The following is a 23019-nucleotide window of genomic DNA, read 5'->3' on the forward strand; positions in this document are numbered from 1 at the left end:
ATTAATTAATAAAACCTTTAGAAAATGTTTAGCTTTTATTAATTATCTTTACGCCCTAAAAATATACACTCAATAATAGTAGCTTTTAATGATAAATAAGGACGAATTACAAGATGAAATGGGTGACAACCACATAGCATCTAGTGCAAATAACCCAGTAAGAGAAGATGCATTTGACATTACTGATGATGAAAAAATTGAAAAAATAAAAAAAGACGTTGAAAACATCCTTTTGACGTTGGGAATGGATTTAAATGACGATAGCATGAAAGGCACACCCAATCGTGTCGCAAAAATGTTTGTAAAAGAAATTTTTGGAGGTTTAAATCCTGAGAAAAAACCAAAGGCTTCTACATTTGAAAATAATTACAAGTATGGAGAGATGTTAGTAGAAAAAAACATCACTTTATATTCTACTTGTGAACACCACCTTTTACCTATTATAGGAAGAGCGCATGTTGCTTACATATCTAACGGAAGAGTTATTGGTCTTTCTAAGATGAATCGTATCGTAGAATATTACTCTAAAAGGCCTCAAGTTCAAGAACGTTTAACCATGCAAATAGTTCAAGAACTACAAAGAGCCTTAGGAACTGAAGATGTTGCTTGTGTTATCGATGCAAAACATCTTTGTGTGAATTCAAGAGGAATTAGTGATATAGAAAGTAGCACAGTAACCTCTGAGTTTGGTGGTAAGTTTAAAGAACCACAAGCTCGTAGAGAATTTTTGGACTATATTAAATTAGATACAAAATTCTAGATTAAGCACATTATTTGATTAATTTCATAATTGCCTAGCCCTGATTGAAGTGAAAATCCTTTTTATTTTTTCTGTAAAAATAAAAAGATTGCAGCGAAAAGCAGGATTAGCTCCTAAAACACAAACATGTCTTTATACAAAAGTCAAATTCTAAAAATATACAATTCTCTCTCAGGAGAGAAAGAAACATTTGTGCCCATTAACGAAGGAAACATTGGTATGTATGTTTGCGGACCTACCGTTTACAGTAATGTGCATTTAGGAAACGTGAGAACCTTTATGTCATTTGATGTCATATTTCGATACCTTTTACATTTAGAATACAAAGTGCGCTATGTACGAAATATTACTGATGTTGGTCATATCGTAGATGATGCAGAAGATGGAGAAGATAAAATAGCAAAAAAAGCACGTTTAGAGCAGTTAGAACCTATGGAGGTAGTGCAACGCTACACTATAGATTTTCATGACATTTTGAAAGCTTTTAATTTTTTACCTCCAAGTATTGAACCCACTGCAACTGGTCACATTATTGAGCAAATTGAGATTATTAAAAAAATAATTGACTCAGGAATTGGATATGAAGCCAATGGGTCTGTGTATTTTGATGTTGTAAAATTCAACAAAACTAATCATTACGGGCGTTTAAGCGGTCGTAACATTGAAGATATGTTGGCCAATACGCGCGATCTTGACGGTCAAACAGACAAGAGAAATCCACAAGATTTTGCTTTATGGAAAAAAGCCGAACCACAGCACATTATGCGCTGGCCTTCACCATGGAGTGACGGTTTTCCAGGATGGCACTTAGAGTGTACTGCTATGAGCACAAAATATTTAGGGAATCATTTTGATATTCATGGCGGTGGTATGGACTTAAAGTTCCCACACCATGAGTGCGAAATTGCACAAAATGAAGCCTGTACAGGACAAACTCCTGTAAATTATTGGATGCACGCTAATATGCTTACTCTAAACGGTAAAAAAATGGCAAAATCTACTGGAAATAATATTTTACCTGGAGAGATTTTAACAGGTAAAAATAATATATTAAGCAAAGCATTCTCAGCATCAGTTGCTCGATTTTTTATGCTACAAGCGCACTATAGAAGTATCCTAGATTTTTCTGATGATGCAATTGTAGCAGCAGAGAAAGGATACAAACGCTTAATGGAAGCCTTAGAAACACTAAAAGATTTAAATAGTAGTTCTACTAGTTCATTAGCAATAGAAGCATGGAAACAATCTTGCTACGATGCCATGAATGATGATTTTAATTCACCTATTTTAATTGCTAATTTATTTGAAGGAGTACGTTACATCAATTTGATCAACGATGAGAAAGAAACCTTAAATGCAGTTGATTTAGCTACTTTATCAGCTACGATGCAGGCTTTTGTATTTGATGTTTTAGGATTAGAGGATGAAAAGGTTGCTGATAGTAGTTCTGACAAATTAGAAGGTACGGTAAACATGCTTATTGGTATGCGTAACCAAGCTAGAGCTGATAAAAACTTTGCTTTGTCTGACCAAATTAGAGACCAACTTATCACTTTAGGTATTCAATTGAAAGATGGTAAAGAAGGAACAACTTTTACAGTATAAAATTCCTTTAATTCACAAACAATGCTAAAAAAGATTCTCATATTTCCGTTTTTGGTAGTTGTTCGTTTTTATCAAATTGTGATATCACCTTTAACACCAGCCTCTTGTAGATTTGAGCCAACATGCTCCACCTATATGATTGATGCTTTGAAGGTTCATGGCTTATTCTATGGCACATTTCTAGGCTTAAAAAGAATCGTAAGCTGTAATCCTTGGGGGCCAAAGGGATATGATCCTGTTCCCTTGAAACAATGCAAGCACAAACAATCCTAAACAAGAATTGAGCAAGTAAATAACCTTACACTTTACTTATATTTTACATTTTTAAAACTTGCAAAAGATGTATTTTTACTAAAAATAAAAAATAATGACACACGCTTTAAATATAGTATGGAACCCATCAGAAGGAATTGATCTAGGTTTTTTTATGATTCGTTTCTACAGCCTAATGTTTGTAGTTGCCTTTGGCTTGGGATGGTACATCATGAAAAATATTTTTGAACGAGAGGGCGAATCAATAGAGAAGCTAGATTCACTTTTTATTTGGACCGTTCTAGCTACTTTAATGGGAGCGCGTTTAGGCCACGTATTTTTTTACGATTGGGAATATTTTAGAAATCACCCTATTGAAATACTTTTACCCATTAGAGAAGATGTAAATGGTGTTTTATTTGGATTTATTTCGGGCTGGGAATTCACCGGTTTTCAAGGTCTTGCTAGTCATGGTGCTGCCATTTCTATTATTGTGGCAATGTACTATTTTAGCAAAAAAGTATTAAAAAGACCATTATTATGGATACTTGACCGCGTAGTAATCGCAGTTGCAAGTGGCGCTATTTTCGTTAGATTAGGTAATTTCTTTAACTCTGAGATAATCGGTAAGGAAACTACCTCTGCTTTTGGAATACGGTTTCTTCGTGATCAATTTACACCAAATGATGCCGTGAATGCCACTCAAATAGCAAATCCAACTGAAGCTTACAAAGCGATAGCGACGGATCCTCAATTTGCAAACCTATTGGCTCAAGTTCCTGTAAAGCATCCTACCCAATTGTATGAAGCAATATCCTATGTATTTGTATTTGCCATTTTGTTTTTTCTCTATTGGAAAAGAGAAACAAGACTTAAATCTGGTTACCTATTTGGACTATTCTTAGTATTGTTATTCTCTGTACGAATGGTAGTTGAATCCGTAAAGGAAAGCCAAGGAGGCATTGAAAGTGCATTAGGGCTTCTTTCAACTGGACAGTGGCTTAGCATCCCATTTATTTTAATTGGCTTTTATTTTATATTCACAGCAAAAAAGCAGCAACAATAACTAAACAATAACTAAACAGTAATAGATTAAACAAAAAAAAGCTTCTCAGTGAGAAGCTTTTTTTTGTTTATTGAAATTATCCAATGTAAAGAAGTATACTTATTACAACCCATTTAGATACAATGTAAGCCATAAAAACAACTGTACTATAATTATGGTGTACATGTTCATAATCAACGCTCAAATGATGGAAATCAATTTAGAATACGTTAGGATCGATGAGCTAGATCAAAACTGCCAAACCGTAACTTCATCAGTTCCTAATAGAAGAAGACTCTATTAGGTGTTAAAAAATGAATGGAATAAAAAGTATAGAGGTATTTCGAAAAACTAAGAACACAAACACTAATTAATAATTTGATTATAGGATGCAGCCTTGTTAAAAGCATTCATGAAAATATAGTAAGCAAAAAAAAGGGTCCAATTAAATTGGACCCTTTTTTTATAGTGTAATCTTGAATTAATTATTAACCTTCTTGGTGTTGTCTTTCGATCAATTCCTTATCCGATGCAGAGATAGTATCAACTAAAACTGGCGTCGCAATAAACAATGAAGAATAAGTTCCAACCACGATACCTACTAACATTGCAAAGATAAATCCTCTAATTGATTCTCCCCCAAAGATGAACATAATCAATAACACCAAAATCATTGTTAATGATGTATTGATCGTTCTTGACATTGTAGAGTTGATAGATTTATTTACGATCTCACCAAAATTACCTTTTACCTTACCATCTAGGAATTCACGAACCCTATCAAATACGATCACGGTATCATTCATTGAGTACCCAATAACTGTAAGTATAGCCGCAATGAAATGTTGGTCTATTTCCATACCAAAAGGCATAAATTTATAACACAACGAGTATATCCCTAAAACAAAAACAACATCATGCGCTACAGCAGCGATTGCTCCTAAACCATATTGCCATTTTCTAAAACTAATAATTAAGTATAAAAATACAATAAGTAGTGATCCAAGTACAGCCCAATAAGCATTAGTTTTAATGTCTTCAGCAACTGTAGGTCCAACTTTAGAAGCTTGTACGATACCAAACTTCTTACCTTCATAAGAATTAACAAATTTATCATAAGTTAAATCTTGACTGTAGTAAGACTTTAAAGATTCAAACAATAATTTATTTACTTCTTCGTCAGCCTCAGTTCCACTCTCTTGCACTTTGTATTTAGTTGTAATCTTTAATTGATTGTCGTTACCAAAGATTTTAACCTCAGCACTTCCATCAAAAACGTCTGCAAGTTGTTTTTTAACAACTTCTGTTTCAACTGGTTTTTCAAAACGTACTTGAAAAGTTCTACCTCCAACAAAATCTACTCCTTGATCTAATCCATTCGTAAACAAAGAAACTACGCTAACAATAATAACTATCGCAGAAAAAACATAGGCTCCTTTCTTCACTTTCAAGAAATCAAAATTGAAGTTCGTAAAGAAGTTTTTAGAAAAATTAGTAACGAAAGATAAATTAACTCCTTTAGCAATATCCTTATCAATAAAAATTCTAGCGATAAAAATAGAAGTAAATAATGAGGTAATAATACCAATTAATAATGTTGTAGCGAAACCTTTAATTGGTCCTGAACCAAAAATAAATAAAACTGCACCAATTAAAATATGCGTTACGTTTGCATCTACAATAGAACGCATTGCTCCAGTCCAGCTATAAGAGATTTTCACCGCTTCATCTAGCGATTTCCCTGCTCTTAACTCTTCCTTAGCTCTTTCATAAATAATGATGTTTGCATCTACCGCGGTACCCATTGTTAAAACGATACCAGCAATACCAGGTAATGTAAGTACAGCACCTAAGCTAGCTAAAATTCCGAATAAGAAAAGTAAGTTAACTGCTAATGCAATATTTGCATACCAACCTGCTTTACCGTAATAAACAAGCATCCAAAGTGATACTAATAGTAATCCAACGATTGCAGATGTAGTTCCATTATCAATAGCTTCTTGTCCAAGAGATGGACCTACAACTTCTGATTGTACAATATCTGCCGAAGCAGGAAGTTTTCCAGCTCTTAATACGTTTGCTAAATCTTTAGTTTCTGTTACATCAAAGTTACCTGAGATTTCCGATCTTCCACCAGCAATTGGCCCACTAGAAACTCCAGGAGCACTGTATACAATATTATCAAGGACAATTGCTATATTACTTTTTTGAGTGTAAGCTCTTCCTGTTAATTCTTCCCAAGATTTTGCACCTTGACCATTCATTTGCATTGACACTGCAGGCTTACCTAATTGGTCAAATGAATCACTTGCGTCAGTAACAACACCACCACTCATAGCAGCAACATTATCTCTATTTCCTTTTAATGCATATAGTTCTACTGCATCAATATCTTTATCTTTAGCGTCTTTGATAATTGTAGGTTTACCCCATACAAATTTAACATAGCGTTGGTCTGCTCCTAATAAAATTTTGATATCAGCTCTTTTAAAGTAACCGTTTACAGTAGCAGTATCTTTTGGTGAAAAAAGTCCAAGAACTGGTCCTCCACCTTGAGCAATAATTTTGTCTAATAAAGGATTATTCCCTTTTTGAGCAGTTGCAGTATCTTTAGCATCACTTAATAAAGCGCTTAAAGAATCCTTAGCTACTGCTGGCTTAGTTTCTACCTTACTAATTTCTGTTTTTTTCAATGACTCATTAGCAGCCATTAAGAAATTACCTATTTCCTCAATTTTGTATGTTTCCCAAAATTCTAATTGAGCTGTACTTTGTAATAATTTTTTGATTCTATCAACATCTTTCGCACCCGGAAGTTCAACAAGAATTTGACCAGACTCTCCTAGTTTTTGAATGTTTGGTTGTGTAACACCAAATTTATCGATACGTTTTCTAAGTACTCCAAAAGCACTTTCAACTGATTCATCAACTTTTCTTTTAATAACTTTTTGAACCTGAGCATCTGTCATTTGAAAATCAACCCCACCTTCACCTTGTAAACTTCTGTTTGCAAAGATATCTGGAGAAGCTAATTTTACTGTTCCTTTTGAATTCGCTTCAAAAGCTTCAAAAAACTTATCAATATAAGGTTTGTTTCCTTGTAAATTCGCGGTAGCATCTGCTATCGATTTATTAAAAACAGGATTTTTAGAATTATTAGACAAACCTTTTAAAATGTCCTTAACTGAAATTTGAAGTATAACATTTATACCTCCTTCTAAATCTAGGCCTTTATTAATTTGTTTGTCACTTACTTCATTAAAAGTAAAATCTGTAAAACCTAAGTTAAACACGCTCTCTTTTCCGATAGAGTCTAAATATTTAAGCTCTTTTTCTTGGTTTCCATCCGCAAAAGATTTTGCATCACTTTTTACTTTATTTGCCACGAAAGTGAACGAAAGTTGGTAAATACTTACCAATGCAAATAGAATTGCGAAGAATTTAATAAGTCCTTTATTCTGCATTATTACTAAAAATTAATTATTTTTTATTATTTATGTTTGTTTCAAACCTTATAACACAAGCCTTCAGGCGACAATTATACAAAAAAAAGTCTCTCGAAGATTCCTATTATTTTTTTAAACCGAGCAAATATATAATTAACGAAAAGATTAACCAATTTATTTATTAATTAATCTCAAAAAAAAGACTGCAAAAGTGCAGTCTTCTCCGTTATATTACAAATAGTTTATTTTAAAATTGCATTAAGCGCATCATTCATTGAACGAACAGCAGTTGCACTTTTTGCAAAAAGAGCTTTTTCATCTTCGTTTAATTTGATATCTACTATCTCTTCAACTCCATTTTTACCAATAATACATGGAACTCCAATACAAATATCCTCTTGACCATATTCTCCTTCAACAAAAACAGAACAAGCAATCATTTTCTTTTGGTCGTTCAAAATACTATCGACTAAGTACGCAACCGACGCTCCAGGAGCATACCAAGCTGATGTCCCTAATAGACCAGTTAATGTTGCACCACCTACCATAGTATCAGCCGCTACTTTTTGTAACGCCTCTTCTGATAGAAATTGAGAAACTGGTATACCATTATAAGACGCTAAACGAGTCAACGGAATCATAGTCGTATCTCCATGACCACCAATCACCATAGCCGAAATATCATTAGCTGGCTTATCTAATGCCATTGATAAATAGGTTCTGAAACGAGAACTATCTAAAGCGCCTCCCATCCCTATAATTCTATTTTTAGGTAACCCAGTAGATTTCAACGCTAAATACGTCATCGTATCCATAGGATTAGAAACCACCACAATAATAGCCTCTGGAGAATATTCTAAAACGCTTTGGGTTACTGTTTTTACAATACCCGCATTTATCCCAATCAACTCTTCACGAGTCATTCCAGGTTTTCTTGGAATTCCTGACGTAATCACGACTACATTACTATTTGCCGTTCTTGAATAGTCATTAGTAACACCCACCACTTTTGTATTAAAGCCTGTATTGGTTGCACATTGCATTATATCTAAAGCTTTACCTTCAGCAAATCCTTCCTTTATATCTAATAGTACTACTTCACTAGCAATTCCTCTATAAGAAATAGTGTCTGCGCAAGTAGCTCCTACATTTCCTGCTCCTACAATAGTTACTTTCATAATTTTGAGTTTATTCGGTTATTAGTTAATTTGGTTATATTTATATTTTTGAGATTATATCTAAAATTTAATCGTATTTATAATATTAAGCATCAATGTTAGCGTAAACTGCATTTTTCTCAATGAATTCTCTTCTTGGTGGTACTTCGTCACCCATCAACATAGAGAACACGCGGTCAGCTTCAGCCAAACTATCTATGGTAACCTGACGTAAAGTTCTGAAGTTAGGATCCATTGTTGTTTCCCATAACTGCTCTGCGTTCATCTCCCCAAGACCTTTGTAACGCTGAATAGCAGCACTTCCGCCCATTCTTTCATTGGCTTGATCACGTTGTACATCATTCCAAGCGTACTCCTTTTTGTTTCCTTTTTTAACTAAATATAAAGGCGGAGCAGCGATATAAATATGACCTTCCTCAATTAATTCTTTCATAAATCGGAAGAAGAATGTTAATATCAAAGTGGAAATGTGACTACCATCGACATCGGCATCACACATAATAATTACTTTATGGTAACGTAATTTAGAAATATTCAAGGCTTTACTATCTTCTTCAGTTCCAATAGTAACACCAAGTGCGGTAAATATATTGCGAATCTCTTCGTTTTCAAATACTTTATGATGCATTGCTTTTTCAACGTTCAAAATCTTACCACGTAACGGTAAAATTGCTTGAAAAGCACGGTCACGGCCTTGTTTAGCAGTTCCTCCAGCCGAATCTCCCTCGACAAGATACACTTCGCACTTTGCAGGATCTTGCTCAGAACAATCAGACAATTTCCCTGGCAATCCACCTCCACCCATTACGGTTTTTCGTTGCACCATTTCACGCGCTTTCTTAGCAGCATGACGCGCTTGAGCAGCAAGAATAACTTTTTGAACTATGATTCGAGCATCATTTGGATTTTCTTCCAAATACGCTTCGATCATATCTCCTACCGCCTGACTTACAGGTGATACAACTTCCCTATTCCCTAATTTAGTCTTGGTTTGACCCTCAAATTGAGGCTCAGCCACTTTTACCGAAATAATGGCTGTTAACCCTTCACGGAAGTCATCTCCAGCGATTTCAAACTTAAGTTTATCCAACATTCCCGAAGCATCTGCATACTTCTTCAACGATCTTGTTAAACCTGTTCTAAATCCTTGTAAGTGTGTTCCTCCTTCGTGAGTATTAATATTATTTACATAAGAAAAGATGTTTTCTGAGTAGCTTGTATTGTAAATCAACGCTACCTCAACTGGTATATCTCCTTTATCATTATCCATTGAGATTACATGTGCAATAATTGGCTCACGATTCCCGTCTAAATAACGAATATATTCTTTTAAACCTTCTGTTGAGTGAAAAATCTCTGAAACGAAATTACCGTCTTTGTCTAATTCTCTTTTATCTGTAAAAGTGATCGTAATTCCCTTGTTCAAATAGGACAATTCACGCATACGTGCTGACAAAGTATCGTACGAATACTCGATAGATTGCGTAAAAATGCTAGGATCAGGATAAAAAGTTACAATCGTTCCTCTTTTAGTCGTTTCACCAATTTGTTTTACTGGATATAACGCTTTTCCTTTTTCATATTCCTGCTCGTATACTTTACCATCACTACTATGAACCGTAGCTCTCAAGTGATTTGACAATGCATTTACAACAGACACACCCACACCGTGCAAACCTCCAGAAACCTTGTAAGAGTCTTTATCAAACTTACCTCCAGCACCAATTTTAGTCATTACAACCTCAAGCGCAGATACTCCCTCTTTTTTATGAATTCCAACCGGAATACCACGACCATTATCTTCAACTGTAATCGACCCATCTTCATTTATATCAACTCGAATAGTGTCACAATGACCTCCCATTGCCTCATCGATCGAGTTATCGACTACTTCATAAACTAAATGATGCAGTCCTCGAACTCCCACATCTCCAATATACATCGATGGACGCATTCTTACATGCTCCATTCCTTCTAATGCTTGAATACTATCTGCTGAATAATTATTCTTATTAATTTCTTCGCTCATATAATTTATTGTAAATGAAATTTTGTCTAACACGCAAATATATAAAAATGTAATCTAGATAACCGTTAAATTCCCCTTTTAAGGCCTTAAGTTATTAACATATTGTTGATTTATAGCATAAAAAAAACGTTCTCAAACAAGAGAACGTTTTCTTTTTTATCAAAACTATATTTTTAACTATAATTACGCAAAACTATTTGTTAGCATTTGCAGCCGAACCAACATGGGCAGCATTTGCTCTACCACTTGGATCCTCGTTTTCTTGCCATCTAGGTATCCATTTTCTAACTGTTTGAGCTGCATTTGTTTCAGGATAATGTTTATGAAAAATAGTACGATACAAATAGGCTTCTTTAGTTGTTGGTGGATTGTATGGAAATTCATCTGCAGCTCCTGCTAATTGCACATCAGTAACTTGACTCGCGCAATAAGCCTTCAACTGATCAATCCACTCATAACCTACACCATCACTAAATTGTTCTTTCTGTCTCCATAAAATTTCACTCGGTAAGTAAGGGTTTTCAGTATTTTCAAATGCTTTACGAACTATATACTTTTCTTTGTTATCATAAGTTTTAGGTTGTTTTTCCTCGGGATTTATCCTCATTACAACGTCTAGAAAATCTTTATCTAAGAAAGGAACTCTCGCTTCTAGACCTTGTGCCATAGTAGATTTGTCGACACGAAGTAAATCTGCAGTAAACAACTTTTGAACTCTTTCTATAGTTTCTTTCTGAAATTCTTCCGCAGATGGAGCATTTCTAAAATACAAATAACCTCCAAAAACCTCATCGGCCCCTTCTCCAGACAAAACCACTTTAATACCTAAATCAGTTATTGCTTTAGACAGAAAATACATTGGAACACTTGCTCTGACAGAGATAATATCATAAGTCTCCAAATGCCATATTAACTTATCCAACAAAGCAATCCCTTCTTCCACTGTAAAAAACACCTCATGATGCTCTGTACCTATAAATTCAGCTACTTTTTTTGCTGCGATAATATCTGGTGCATGTGTATCTAACCCTATAGCAAACGAATGTAGTTTTTTACCTTCCTCGTTTAAAAGTCTTGCAGTAATTGAAGCGATTAAAGAGGAATCCAATCCACCTGAAAGCAAAACTCCCAATGGCACATCTGCCATTAAACGTTTACGAACAGCTGCTGTCAAAGCACTATTAATTCCATCTAAATTTAATTCCTGATCTGCCTTTAGATAATCTTCATATTCAGGCTTATAATATTTTACAAAACCGGAGCCTGCCGTGTAAAAATGTCCCGGAGGAAAGGTAGACAGAGTCACACATTGATCTGTAATTGTCTTCATCTCCGAAGCAAAATACATCCTTCCGCGCTCGTCTAAACCATAATACAAGGGCTTAACTCCCAACGGATCTCTAGCTGCCATAAAATCATCACCATCTATGACTACAAAAGCAAAGTCCCCATCCAACAAATTACAAAAATCATATCCATATTCTTCATACAAATGAACAATTACTTCCGAATCTGACTTTGTACGAAAAGAATGTGATGCAAGCACGGTATTCCTTAATTCTTGATGATTATAGATTTCTCCATTATGTACCATCCAGGCAGTAGCAGTTCCTTGTATAGGCTGCTTACCTGAATTCAAGTCAATGATAGACAACCGCTCACTACTTATGATATTACCTTTTTCAGTAAGAAACAAATCACTTTCATCTGGCCCCCTGTGTGACATTCTTTTAGAAAGCTCTCTCACTAGTTCTGGGTCTTTACCTTTGCCTATAATAGCTACTATTCCACACATATTATTATTATTTTATTTTCCAAATTAAAAAAACACAACTCCCTTCACAAATGCACGAAACTATTGTTTTAAAGTTAAAGCAAAAGCCAAATATAAAAAAGAAAGCTAAATAATTAACAAAAAAGCATTTTTTAATACTTTTAAACAAAACTCAACTCCTACTTTAAAAGACAAGAAAAACGTCCTCAATTTGAGAACGTTTTGTTTTCCTAACCAAATATTTAACCCTAAAAACTGATTCTTTTTTTATGCTTTCGAATAAGCATCATCATGCACGTTTGCCACTGCTCTACCAGATGGATCATTCATGTTTTTGAAAGCTTCGTCCCATTCTAAAGCAATTTTAGTACTACAAGCTACGCTTGCTTCTTGCGGTACACATAAGGCCGCCGCATCGCTAGGAAAGTGCTCCGTGAAAATAGAACGATAGTAATACTCCTCCTTTGAAGCAGGTGTTTGCAATGGAAACTTGTATTTCGCATTAGCAAGTTGCTCATCCGAAACTTCTTTTGCAACAACTTCCTTCAGCGTATCAATCCAACTGTAACCCACTCCATCAGAAAATTGTTCTTTTTGCCTCCAAGCTACACTTGGTGGCAACATATCTTCAAAAGCTTTACGAAGCACCCATTTTTCCATTGGATGTTCTTTGTTTATCATTTTATCTTGAGGATTAATGCGCATAGCAACGTCCATAAATTCTTTATCTAAAAATGGCACACGACCTTCAATTCCCCATGCTGCTAAACTTTTATTTGCACGTAAACAATCATACATGTGCAGTTTGCTTAATTTACGTACATTTTCTTCGTGAAATTCTTGTGCATTAGGTGCTTTATGAAAATACAAATAACCACCAAATAACTCATCAGCTCCTTCACCAGACAACACCATTTTTATACCCATAGACTTTATTACCCTAGCCATTAGCCACATAGGTGTAGAGGCTCTAACAGTAGTCACATCATAGGTTTCAAGGTTGTAAATTACATCTTTAATAGCATCTAAACCTTCTTGAATTGTGAATTTAATTTCATGATGAATGGTACCTATATGATCAGCCACAATTTGAGCAGCAGCTAAATCTGGTGAACCATCCAAACCTACTGAAAAAGAATGCAGTTGCGGATACCAAGCATCTGTTGTATCGTCAGACTCAATTCGTTTTTGAGCATACTTTTTGGCAACAGCTGAAGTTATAGAAGAATCTAATCCTCCAGAAAGTAATACTCCGTAAGGCACATCGCTCATTAACTGTCTATGAACGGCAGCTTCAAGAGCTACTTTAATATCTTGAATATTGGTTTCATTATCTTTTACCGCATCATACTCTGTCCAGTCTCTCTTATACCATTGCACAAATTCGCCGTCCTTACTAGTCATATAATGTCCCGGAGGAAATAATTGGATTTTTGTACAATAGCCTTCTAACGCCTTTAACTCAGAAGCCACATAAAAAGTTCCATGCTGATCCCAACCAATGTAAAGTGGAATTATTCCCATATGATCGCGTGCCACAAAATACTCATCCTTATCTACATCGTAAATTGCGAAACCAAAAATACCATTCATTTCATCTACAAAATGAGGTCCTTTCTCCTTATATAAAGCTAGAATTACTTCACAATCGCTTTCTGTTTGAAAGTTATATTTACCAGCAAATTGCTTCCGCAACTCTCTATGATTGTAAATCTCACCATTAGCAGCTAAAACTAATTTCCCATCCTCGCTAAACAACGGTTGCTTTCCAGATGCCGGATCAACAATCGCTAAACGTTCGTGAGATAATATTGCTTTCTCATTACTGAAAATTCCGCTCCAGTCTGGTCCTCGATGACGAATTATTTTTGACATCTCTAACACTTGTGGTCTCAAGGTTTCTGCATTCTGCTTCAAATCAAAGGCACATACTATTCCGCACATAACTATATATATTACTTATTACTTTACTTATTTTATTAAAGCAAAGATGGGATATTAGTTATAATTACAAAACATAAGTAGTCTATATGCTTTCAATTTAAAACAAAAAAACCTGATTTACATCAAAAATATAATTACAAGACATAAAAAATAAGCCTGCCACTTATAAATAGTTAGTAGCAGGCTTATTCACTTATAATTCACTTTTTATTTACTTTACCTTTTGTCCCTTCAGATAGGTGTTCACTGGCTTCATATTTAGAATTTCGCTTTCTGAAATTTGCATTAAATCCTTATCATAGATTACGAGATCCGCCCATTTACCTACTTCTAAACTACCTTTTTCTTTTTCCTCAAAATTTGAAAACGCTGCCCATATTGTCATTCCTTTCACAGTTTCTTCTCTTGACAAAGCATTTTCAGTCTGAAAGCCTTTAGCAGGATACCCTTTACTATCCTTTCTAGCTACAGCAGCATGAAATGTTAGCATAGGATTTACCTCCTCTACCGGGAAATCAGTTCCTAGAGCGATGACTCCTGCTTTTTGAAGCAATTTTTTATAAGCATAAGCATTTTTAAGACGCTCTTTCCCTAAACGATCTCCAGCCCAATACATATCAGATGTGGCGTGCGTAGGTTGTACTGATGGAATTATTCCAGTTTTAAAATAATCGAAATCAGCTTCTCTCACTACTTGAGCATGCTCTATCTTCCAGCGGCGGTCTTTTTTCCCTGTTAATGCATCCTTATAAATTTTAAGCAAGACGGTGTTTGCAGAATCACCAATGGCATGAGAATTTAATTGAAAATTAGAAGCTGCAATTTTATTGGCTATGGTTTTCATATCAGCAATAGGCGTAATTAATGCTCCAAGTTGAGTATGGCTATCAGAATAAGGCTTATGCATCGCTGCCCCTCTTGATCCTAAAGCACCATCACCATACATTTTAAAAGAACGAACATCTAAATTATCTGTTTTATAAACACCTTTTTTCAAATACAAATCCAAGTTTTCAGGATTAGCACTTACCATCGCATATACATTTAGTTTAAGTACTTTTTCTTTTTGTAAACTATCAATCAAATCGATTACTTTATGATCTAAACCTGCATCATTTACTGTTGTTAGTCCATAATCAAACATAATTTTTTCTGCATCTACTAAAGCTGCGATTTGTGTTTTGCGACTTGGCTTCGGAATAATACTAAAAACCAATTCCATTGGATTATCTATCAAAATTCCTGTTGGCTCTCCATTTTTTAGTTCTATTTGACCGCCTGATACTTTTGTGTCTTTAGTAATATTGGCTAAAGCTAAAACTTTACTATTAACAATAATGGCATGTCCATCTATTCTGTTCAAAACAACAGGAGTATTAGGAAAATACTTATCGAGGTCTTCCTTTGAAGGAAATTCTTTTACAGCCCAATCATTTTGATCCCAGCCATTTCCCACTATAAAATCAGTTTTTTTTACTTTTTGAAACGCTTGAATTCTAGCAACAATCTCCGCCATGCTTTTTGTTCCTCGAAGGTCGACTTCTTGTAGCGTAAGGCCAAAATTGTAAAAGTGACAGTGTGCATCAAACAGACCAGGGTAAATAAACTTGCCCTTAGCATTGATGGTGTTTCTAGATTGGTATTTTTCTGCAAGCTCCTCAGCTGTACCAATAGCTATTATTTTACCTTCTTGAATAGCTATTGCAGTCGCTTTATCAAAATTATTATTAACGGTATATATTGTGGCATCAGTGATTATAGTATCTACAGTAATTTTATCTTTTTTAAGACAGGAGGTAAGCGATACTAAAGAGAGAAGTAAAATAATTTTTTTCATGAATCGGTCTTTTTTGTGCTGGCTAAGATAAAAAAAGATGACTAAAACAATGCATGAACAATTAATAAATATGGAACATTACCTAACTGATTTCCTCTACAAGATACTTTGTTGTTCCAATATCAAAGGTGTAACCTACCTTATTTCCCATCAATTTATTACCAAGCGGGGATTGAGGAGATAACGCGATAACATTTATTCCTTCAATGTTTATTTTAGGTAAAGCTAATGACAGGTACAAAAAAATTCCATTTGCTTTTACCAAACTACCCAAAGTAACAATCTCAGCGACAATTTCTGGATTAATTTTATCTAAAACTGCTTTCTGTTGGACCACTTCTCGCAATTTTGTATTTAGCTTTTCTTGTTCTAAATGCATCATTGATAAGGCCGTTTCATGTTTATCTCCGGCTGAACCTTTAGCATCATTTTTAGAATCTTCCGTCAAGGCAGCGATCATATCTCTAAAAACATCAATTCGATCTTGTACAAGCTGTTCATAATAATCGTAAATTTTTTGTTTAAAAGTCATTTGCATTTTTTAATTCCTAAAAATTCAAGTTAAGTTCTATTTGGAAGCGCAACAAGATACTAAAATTAGCATTTTATTAGCAGCTGTTAGTAGGCAATTATCTAAAATTTAACATCTGTTACTGTAGATTTTAATACACAATCCATAATTTTAGCAACAAATTAAACAAATTATTATGAAAAAATCGACATTTATTACTACTGCTGCATTTGCATTTACCGTTTTATTATCGACGAATGCAACCGCTCAAAAATTCCCTGCTTTAGATAAAAGTATAATGGACGTGGCAGCATTCCCTACTGATTACAAAATTGCGGATAAATTAGTAAAGGTTACCTATAGCCGTCCGTTATTAAATGGACGTAGTTTAGGTGAGTTAGCTCCTGAGGGAAAAGTATGGAGAACAGGGGCAAATGAAGCTACTGAAATCACTTTGTATGTAGACATGAAATTAGATGGAAAAACAGTTAAAGCAGGAACATATACACTATACGCGATTCCTGGTAAAGACAATTACACTATCATTATCAACAAAGACCTTAATGTTTGGGGATCGTACTACTATAAAGAGGCAAATGATGTTGCCCGTATTAGCGTGCCTGTAACCACAGCGACTGACTCTCTTGAAGCTCTATCTATGGTTTTTACTCCAAGTGATAATGGTGTTGTACTGAACATGGGATGGGATAAAGTAAGAGTAGCTGTTCCTTTTACCAAATAAAACATTTTGCCAAAAACAAAAAGAGGGCTATGTTTGCAACAAACATAGCCCTCTTTTTAATTTCATACTTTTTACTAGAAATCAAATTTATAATTGGCCCCTAACACAATTTGAAAAGCTTGAACCGGATAATTCAACCATTTTTGATATCCTTGATTAGCAATATTATTTGCTCTCACAAATCCTGTTAACTGGCTGTTGTACTTGTAACCTACATGCGCATTAGCATCAAAATAACTTTTTAAAGTAACTGGAGCAGGAGGCACGGCATATACAATATCATTGTTTATTTTTAAATCTTTTCTATCTCCAACATAAAATACGGTAGCACCTGCATACCATTTCTCTGTAATTATAACATCTAACGAAGAGTTCAATTGTATTGTTGGTAAATTCCAGGCTTCTGCTTGAAAAGCATTTGTATAATCACTAAAAACTCCTCCAATTCCAAAAGTTACGGCATCAGAAAAATTAGCTTTTAGGTCTCCTGAAAAACGTAAAGTCTTCATATCATCATAAACCACTTGCATCGAATTTCCAAAAGAATAATCTTGATTACTACTATTCTCCGTGTAATTATTGCTTTTAAACAATGCTCTATTTTTTTCTAATTCATAAGAACCTTTGATATTATAACTCACATTAGAAGCTAGCTTTCCTTTTAAACCAGCAAAAACATCATATTGTCTATCTGTTGGAGCTACATTCAAAGTTGGAGATAAAAATGCATTTTGACCTACAAAGTCTTGGTAAGAATTCTGCTCTAAGCTTCCCTCTGCTCCTGCATAAAAAATCATTAAGTCACCGACCACTTTATAAGAGGCATTAATATTAGGATAGACATAAAGTTTATTACTGCTGTTTTGGCTGTCTATGCTGTAAAATACTGATGCACCCAAATTCAGCGTCCAATCGTTCTTTAACACAACAAAACTAGGCGCTAAACCTAAGTTAGTATAACCATACTTGATAGCCTCCGTATTTGTATTTTGATAATTTTTCTCGAAACTTCCGCCAACGTAATCAACAATAATATTTGTTTTTATGAACTGATCCATCACATTAAATTGTAGTGAAGGTTTGATATAAAAACGATTTTCTGCCGACTTAAAGTTATCTGTAAAACGACTAAATTTTGTGGTAGCCTCTTTTAAAATACCATCATTAAACTCAATCTTCGCTCCTGCCGAAAGTGTATTATAATTGTGCTGTGGATCGATACCAAACAATAACGTAGATCGATCAGAAGGGGTTAAAGTAGCACCAAAGTCTTGAGGTAATCCATACCAATTGTAAATTTGATTTTGAAAACCAAGATCAAAATTCCAAGACATATTATTATAATTTGCTCCATAAGTCAATCCTAAAGAGGTATCATAAAAACGATCGTCTAATTCTACGCCCGAAATCCCGCCTTGCGAAGAAAGATGGCGAAATACACCTGCAACATAGTCCGTATTATTTAATTCTTGATTTACAAATAACTCCCCATTAAAAACGCGGTAATTACCAAATCCAAGTGTTGCATAATTATTGTACAAAGGTTCTTTTTTAGTTTTGTCAACTCCTTCTGCTTTTCCTTTTGATGGTGTGAACGTAGAAGCAACCGGAAAGGAAAAAATACTATATCTAATCGTTTCTTTCTTGGCATTTCCATCATCATCAAGATTGGGAGTTTCTTTAATTTTAAATGCATCCGAAATACTAGGCGTATATGGTTTTACAACATTTACTACTTCTGAGCCAATTGTCTCTTCCTTTTTTTGGCCAAAAGAAATTTGAAAAACTACTAAAAGCAACGCTAGAATAATCTTATTTTGGAAATTGAAATTCATATGTTTATTTGTTATATTTTATTGTATTACTTGGCTATAAATCTCTATCCCTTGCAATACATGCTGTTTCTTAATTTTATTCCCCCCTAGTTTCATCACTAGACTTGCCACTCCCCGTGAGCTATAAACTGTACTTTACCGCCAATCGTAATATCATAATCACTATCTTGAACACTACCATCAAAATAAATTTGCGAAGGACGACCAACACTTTCTCCCTGATGATTTATTAAATTAATAACTGGTGCATGATATTTTAGTAGAAAGGCTTGCAGGCAAGTACTAGCACTTCCTGTGGCAGCGTCTTCAATAATTTGATTGTGTTCTATACATAACATTCTAGTATGTAATTCCTCGTTTTCTAAACTAAAAAAATACAATGCTTTGTGTTGCGTTTTGCAGTTACCATTTAACCAATCGGATGTTTTTTGTTTATCGAGTTGAATTGCTTCCAAAGCTTTTTTACTTTTTAGTGGCACTATTACAAATGCGCTACCAGTAGTAACCTCTTGAACAACAAAACGCAAATCAAAATCAGTAGTACTCAAATTACTAAAAGAAGCAAAATCTTCTTTCATAAATAAATCTAAAAATTCGGGTTGCGCAGCTTTTAGCCATAATTGATCATTTATTTCCTTAACTGCGATTGGACCAACTGGAACGTTTAAAGTAATCTTGTTACTATCTAATTTCCATAATTTATGCAAGATTACCCAAGATGTCCCTATTACAGGATGCCCAGCAAATTGCATTTCACTAGCTGGAGTAAATATTCTAACGTTAGCAGTTTTACTTTCAGTATTTAAAGCAGTTACAAATGTGCTTTCAGCAAAATTAATTTCTCTCGTAATTTCCTGCATTTGTGCTACTGTTAACTGCCCTGCATCAAAAAACACTGCGAGTTGGTTACCCGCATATTTTTTTTCAGTAAAAACATCAACAATATAAAAAGGGATAGTCATTTTCTTGATTTTAAAAATTTTATTTGGCAAACGCCAATAATAAAAAAACTTTTATTTTACAATTGAGGAATTAGTTTTAGACTCTTCGCCTTTTATACGATCTAATTCACGTTGCGCTTCAGCTACGACATCAGCATAATCAGTAAAATTTTTAATTACATTATCTAGAATATAAGTAGCCTGAAAACTATCTTTTAAACCGTAGAAATTCTTAGCCATTATAATCAATCCTTTTGCACCAAAATAACGGTAAGCCGAATAATTTTTGGCTAATTTTTGTACCGCGACATTCGAAGGCTCAAATTTGCCATCAATGTTTTTAAAATAGGCATCATAATACAAAGCTTCAGCCGCTAATTCTCCCTTAGCGATAGTTAACAATTTTGCATACCCTGCTCTTGCTTTTGATTCATCACCCGTCTGCATCGCTGAACGTGCTATAATTATTTGGGCATCGCTCTTTACATTATCATCTGTTTTAGGATTATTTAGGACTTTATCAGCATAAACCACTGAGTTTGCATAATCTTTCTTTTCGTAATAACATTTCATTAGATTCGATTGAGCAAAAACTTTGTTCTGAGGGAAATCAGCCTCATTTTCTAAGCGAATCAATACTGGAATCGCTTTATCATTTGCCTTACTATCTAATAAAACTTGTGACAGTCTAGCAAGTGATTGCTCCGTAAATTCATTCCTTGGTTCATTAATTACATAGCTATAGTTAGCAATTGATTTGTCCTTTTGACCTTCGGCAAAATAAGATTGTGCCAAATAAAAATTAGACTTTAACGCGTGAATCCCTCTAGGAAAACTTGCATTGTACGCCATAAATCCTGAGATCGCTTGTCTCGTATTGTTTTGTTCGAATTGTTTCAAAACCGATTCGAATGTATCATTATCTAAATCAGCATCCGTTACCGCTACAAAGTCTAACGTCCTGACCCAACTAGCATATTCATTTACTTTCCCGCTATCAACATAAATTAATCTAGCAGTTGAAACCGCCTCTAAAGCTTCTGGAGTTTTAGGGAAATCAGCGGCCACTTTTTTAAATCTAGTTAAAGCTTCTGTATTTCGATCTGAGTTATAATAAATCAATCCTTGACGCAAGACTGCTTTTGCAGTATATGAACCTTTTGGGTATTCATTAATTAGTCGATCGTATGTTTTAAGTCCCAAGTCTTGTTTACCGTTTGCAACGTAAGTGCTAGCCAACTCATACATTGCGTCATCTCTTAAACTTGATTTTGGATACGAAGTTAAAAACGAATTTAACTCTTCTACTTTTTTATCATTTTTAGAAACAAAGCCATAACAAATTGCTTTTTGATATGAAGCGTAATCTGAATCAACACTTTTAAAATCTATTACCTTGTTGTAAGCATCCATAGCTGGCCAGTACTTGGTTGTAACAAAAAGACAATCCCCTAATCTTAAATAAGCATCAGTCAAACGTACTTTATCCTCTTTTACTCTATCTATATGAGATTGAAAAGCAGTCGCTGCTTGATCATACTCTTTTAGCTTAAAATAGGCATAAGCTAAGTTGTAACTGCTATTTTTGTATTCTGGTGTTGTACTTGCCTTTGCCATACCAGCAAACTGTTTATAACTAACCGCTGCGTTACTGTGATCGGCTAAAATGTACTCTGTCTCTCCCTTCCAAAATGTAGCTCTTGCAGTAAACTCAGGATCTATTTGTCCGGAAATCGAAGTTTTGAACATTTTAGCCGCACCCACATAATCTCTATCTAAGTACATTTCCAAACCTCTGTAAAAAGTCACTTTTTGATAGGCTAGTTTATTTTCGGGGCTTCTGTTTTTTTCAAGTAGCACTAAAGCTTCTTTATAATTTTTTGATGAAATATAAGAATCAATTAATAGTTTCTCTACCACCGATTTACTTGCATTGTTTGGATAATTCTTTAAAAAGGCTTGCAATATAGAAGGCACACTTTGGTATGAATTTCCCAATTCATAACTTAATTTGGCATAATTCAAACTTGCATCCTCTTGAATTGCGGTATCAAAAGGCATCTCAGATGCATTTTTAAACGCATTAAGCGCTTCTTGCTTTTTATCTAAATTTAAATAACTCTCTCCTAAGTGGTAATAAGCATTTTGAGCAACAAAATCTTTTCCGTTAACAATTTTATTAAACTGAGAAATAGCATTTTCAAAATTCTTTTGTTTGTAATAAGCGTACCCTAATTGGTAATAATCAGTATTATTCCATTTTCCCTTTGTTCCTTTATATTGTGCTAAATATGGAATTGCTTTATCGTATTGCTTTAAGTTAAAATAACTTTCTCCAATAATTTTATTCAATTCTGATTTTTCTAAGGCAGAAGATTTAGGCATGGCCTTTTCTCCCAATTCAATCGCTTTCTGAAAGTTTCCTAACTTAAAATTCATATCGGCTTGGTAATAGGAAAGCTTCTCCTTGTACTTTTCTTCGCCTGATACTTCGTCAAAATATCTTGTCGCCTCTTTGTAATCATCTCCTTCATAAGCAATAAAACCTAAGTAATATTTGGCCTGAGAACCATATTCTTTAGTATTTACAACCTTATTGAAATACGTAGTTGCTTCTTTTTTATTTTTTGAACTAAAAAAAGCATACCCTTTTTGGAAATTAAATTTATCACGATCAGTTGAACTTAGTTGGTTTTCATTTACTTTTTGAAACCACTGTAAAGCTTGCGGATAACTCCCTTGATCAAAATAGTAATGTGCAACTTCTATGTAAGCTTGATTACTCTTGGCACTTGTTGGAAAATTTGTCACAAAGCTTTCCATTTTATCATCAGCATTAGCATGATTCAGCCTGATAGCCGAAGAAGCATCGTAATAAGCGCAGTCCGACTTTAGCTCTTCGTCACTTGTTTCTAATTTTATTTTATTAAAAATCAGCTGAGCAGATGCATATTGATTGTCATTATATAAGGCGATTGCTTTATTGTAATCCTTTAAATCATGAGTATATATAGCAGATTTTTGCGCTGAAACTGATAGCGATGCACCAAAAATCGATAAAAATAAGAGCCCTGAAATTTTACGCATTGTTTTTATTATTTAGATATTCAAATGTATTGC

15 protein-coding genes are annotated in these 23019 nt (G+C 34.3%); 5 read left to right on the forward strand and 10 right to left on the reverse strand.

The window, feature by feature from the left end:
• Positions 1–88 precede the first annotated feature (88 nt).
• From folE to lgt, 4 genes are all read left to right on the forward strand, one after another.
• Positions 89–760 carry a GTP cyclohydrolase I FolE gene (gene folE / locus H8R22_RS07170; RefSeq protein WP_187009775.1) on the forward strand — a complete coding sequence of 224 codons (672 nt, stop codon included), beginning with the start codon at positions 89–91 and terminating at the stop codon, positions 758–760.
• Positions 761–886: 126 nt separating this feature from the next.
• Entirely contained in the window at positions 887–2365 is a 1479-nt protein-coding gene (cysS, locus tag H8R22_RS07175; RefSeq protein WP_187009776.1) for a cysteine--tRNA ligase, read from the forward strand.
• A gap of 21 nt (positions 2366–2386) precedes the next feature.
• A complete protein-coding gene (gene yidD, locus H8R22_RS07180; protein WP_187009777.1) occupies positions 2387–2638 on the forward strand; it encodes a membrane protein insertion efficiency factor YidD in 252 nt (83 codons plus the stop codon).
• Positions 2639–2732: 94 nt separating this feature from the next.
• Positions 2733–3683: a prolipoprotein diacylglyceryl transferase gene (gene lgt, locus H8R22_RS07185; protein ID WP_187009778.1), complete on the forward strand. Its 951-nt coding sequence runs from the start codon at positions 2733–2735 to the stop codon at positions 3681–3683.
• Positions 3684–4150: 467 nt separating this feature from the next.
• Here lgt and secDF read toward each other — a convergent pair whose 3' ends face one another.
• The 7 genes from secDF to H8R22_RS07220 form a co-directional block, all read right to left on the reverse strand.
• Entirely contained in the window at positions 4151–7126 is a 2976-nt protein-coding gene (gene secDF, locus H8R22_RS07190) for a protein translocase subunit SecDF (RefSeq protein WP_187009779.1), read from the reverse strand.
• Positions 7127–7350: 224 nt separating this feature from the next.
• The gene (mdh, locus tag H8R22_RS07195) at positions 7351–8286 is read right to left on the reverse strand and encodes a malate dehydrogenase (protein ID WP_187009780.1); all 936 of its coding nucleotides are present in this window, start codon (positions 8284–8286) and stop codon (positions 7351–7353) included.
• An 85-nt stretch (positions 8287–8371) separates the two neighbouring features.
• On the reverse strand, positions 8372–10315 hold the full coding sequence (gene gyrB, locus H8R22_RS07200; RefSeq protein WP_187009781.1) for a DNA topoisomerase (ATP-hydrolyzing) subunit B: 1944 nt from the start codon (positions 10313–10315) through the stop codon (positions 8372–8374).
• A 193-nt stretch (positions 10316–10508) separates the two neighbouring features.
• Positions 10509–12110: an asparagine synthase B gene (gene asnB / locus H8R22_RS07205; RefSeq protein WP_187009782.1), complete on the reverse strand. Its 1602-nt coding sequence runs from the start codon at positions 12108–12110 to the stop codon at positions 10509–10511.
• 246 nt (positions 12111–12356) lie between these two features.
• Entirely contained in the window at positions 12357–14033 is a 1677-nt protein-coding gene (gene asnB, locus H8R22_RS07210) for an asparagine synthase B (protein ID WP_187009783.1), read from the reverse strand.
• A 211-nt stretch (positions 14034–14244) separates the two neighbouring features.
• A complete protein-coding gene (locus H8R22_RS07215) occupies positions 14245–15870 on the reverse strand; it encodes an amidohydrolase (RefSeq protein ID WP_187009784.1) in 1626 nt (541 codons plus the stop codon).
• An 82-nt stretch (positions 15871–15952) separates the two neighbouring features.
• Positions 15953–16402: a hypothetical protein gene (locus tag H8R22_RS07220; protein WP_187009785.1), complete on the reverse strand. Its 450-nt coding sequence runs from the start codon at positions 16400–16402 to the stop codon at positions 15953–15955.
• Positions 16403–16577: 175 nt separating this feature from the next.
• Between H8R22_RS07220 and H8R22_RS07225 the strand changes: the two genes are divergently transcribed.
• Positions 16578–17123 carry a DUF2911 domain-containing protein gene (locus H8R22_RS07225; protein WP_187009786.1) on the forward strand — a complete coding sequence of 182 codons (546 nt, stop codon included), beginning with the start codon at positions 16578–16580 and terminating at the stop codon, positions 17121–17123.
• A gap of 74 nt (positions 17124–17197) precedes the next feature.
• Here the strand turns inward: H8R22_RS07225 and H8R22_RS07230 are convergent, their stop codons facing one another.
• The 3 genes from H8R22_RS07230 to H8R22_RS07240 form a co-directional block, all read right to left on the reverse strand.
• Complete coding sequence (locus tag H8R22_RS07230) at positions 17198–18958, reverse strand: porin family protein (protein WP_187009787.1); 1761 nt, start codon at positions 18956–18958, stop codon at positions 17198–17200.
• A gap of 98 nt (positions 18959–19056) precedes the next feature.
• Positions 19057–19920 (reverse strand): PhzF family phenazine biosynthesis protein, encoded by an 864-nt coding sequence (locus H8R22_RS07235; RefSeq protein WP_187009788.1) that lies wholly within the window; start codon positions 19918–19920, stop codon positions 19057–19059.
• Between the two features lie 51 nt (positions 19921–19971).
• Complete coding sequence (locus tag H8R22_RS07240; RefSeq protein ID WP_187009789.1) at positions 19972–22986, reverse strand: tetratricopeptide repeat protein; 3015 nt, start codon at positions 22984–22986, stop codon at positions 19972–19974.
• Positions 22987–23019 lie beyond the last annotated feature (33 nt).

Source organism: Flavobacterium kayseriense (assembly GCF_014305095.1).
Taxonomy (GTDB): Bacteria; Bacteroidota; Bacteroidia; order Flavobacteriales; family Flavobacteriaceae; genus Flavobacterium; species Flavobacterium kayseriense.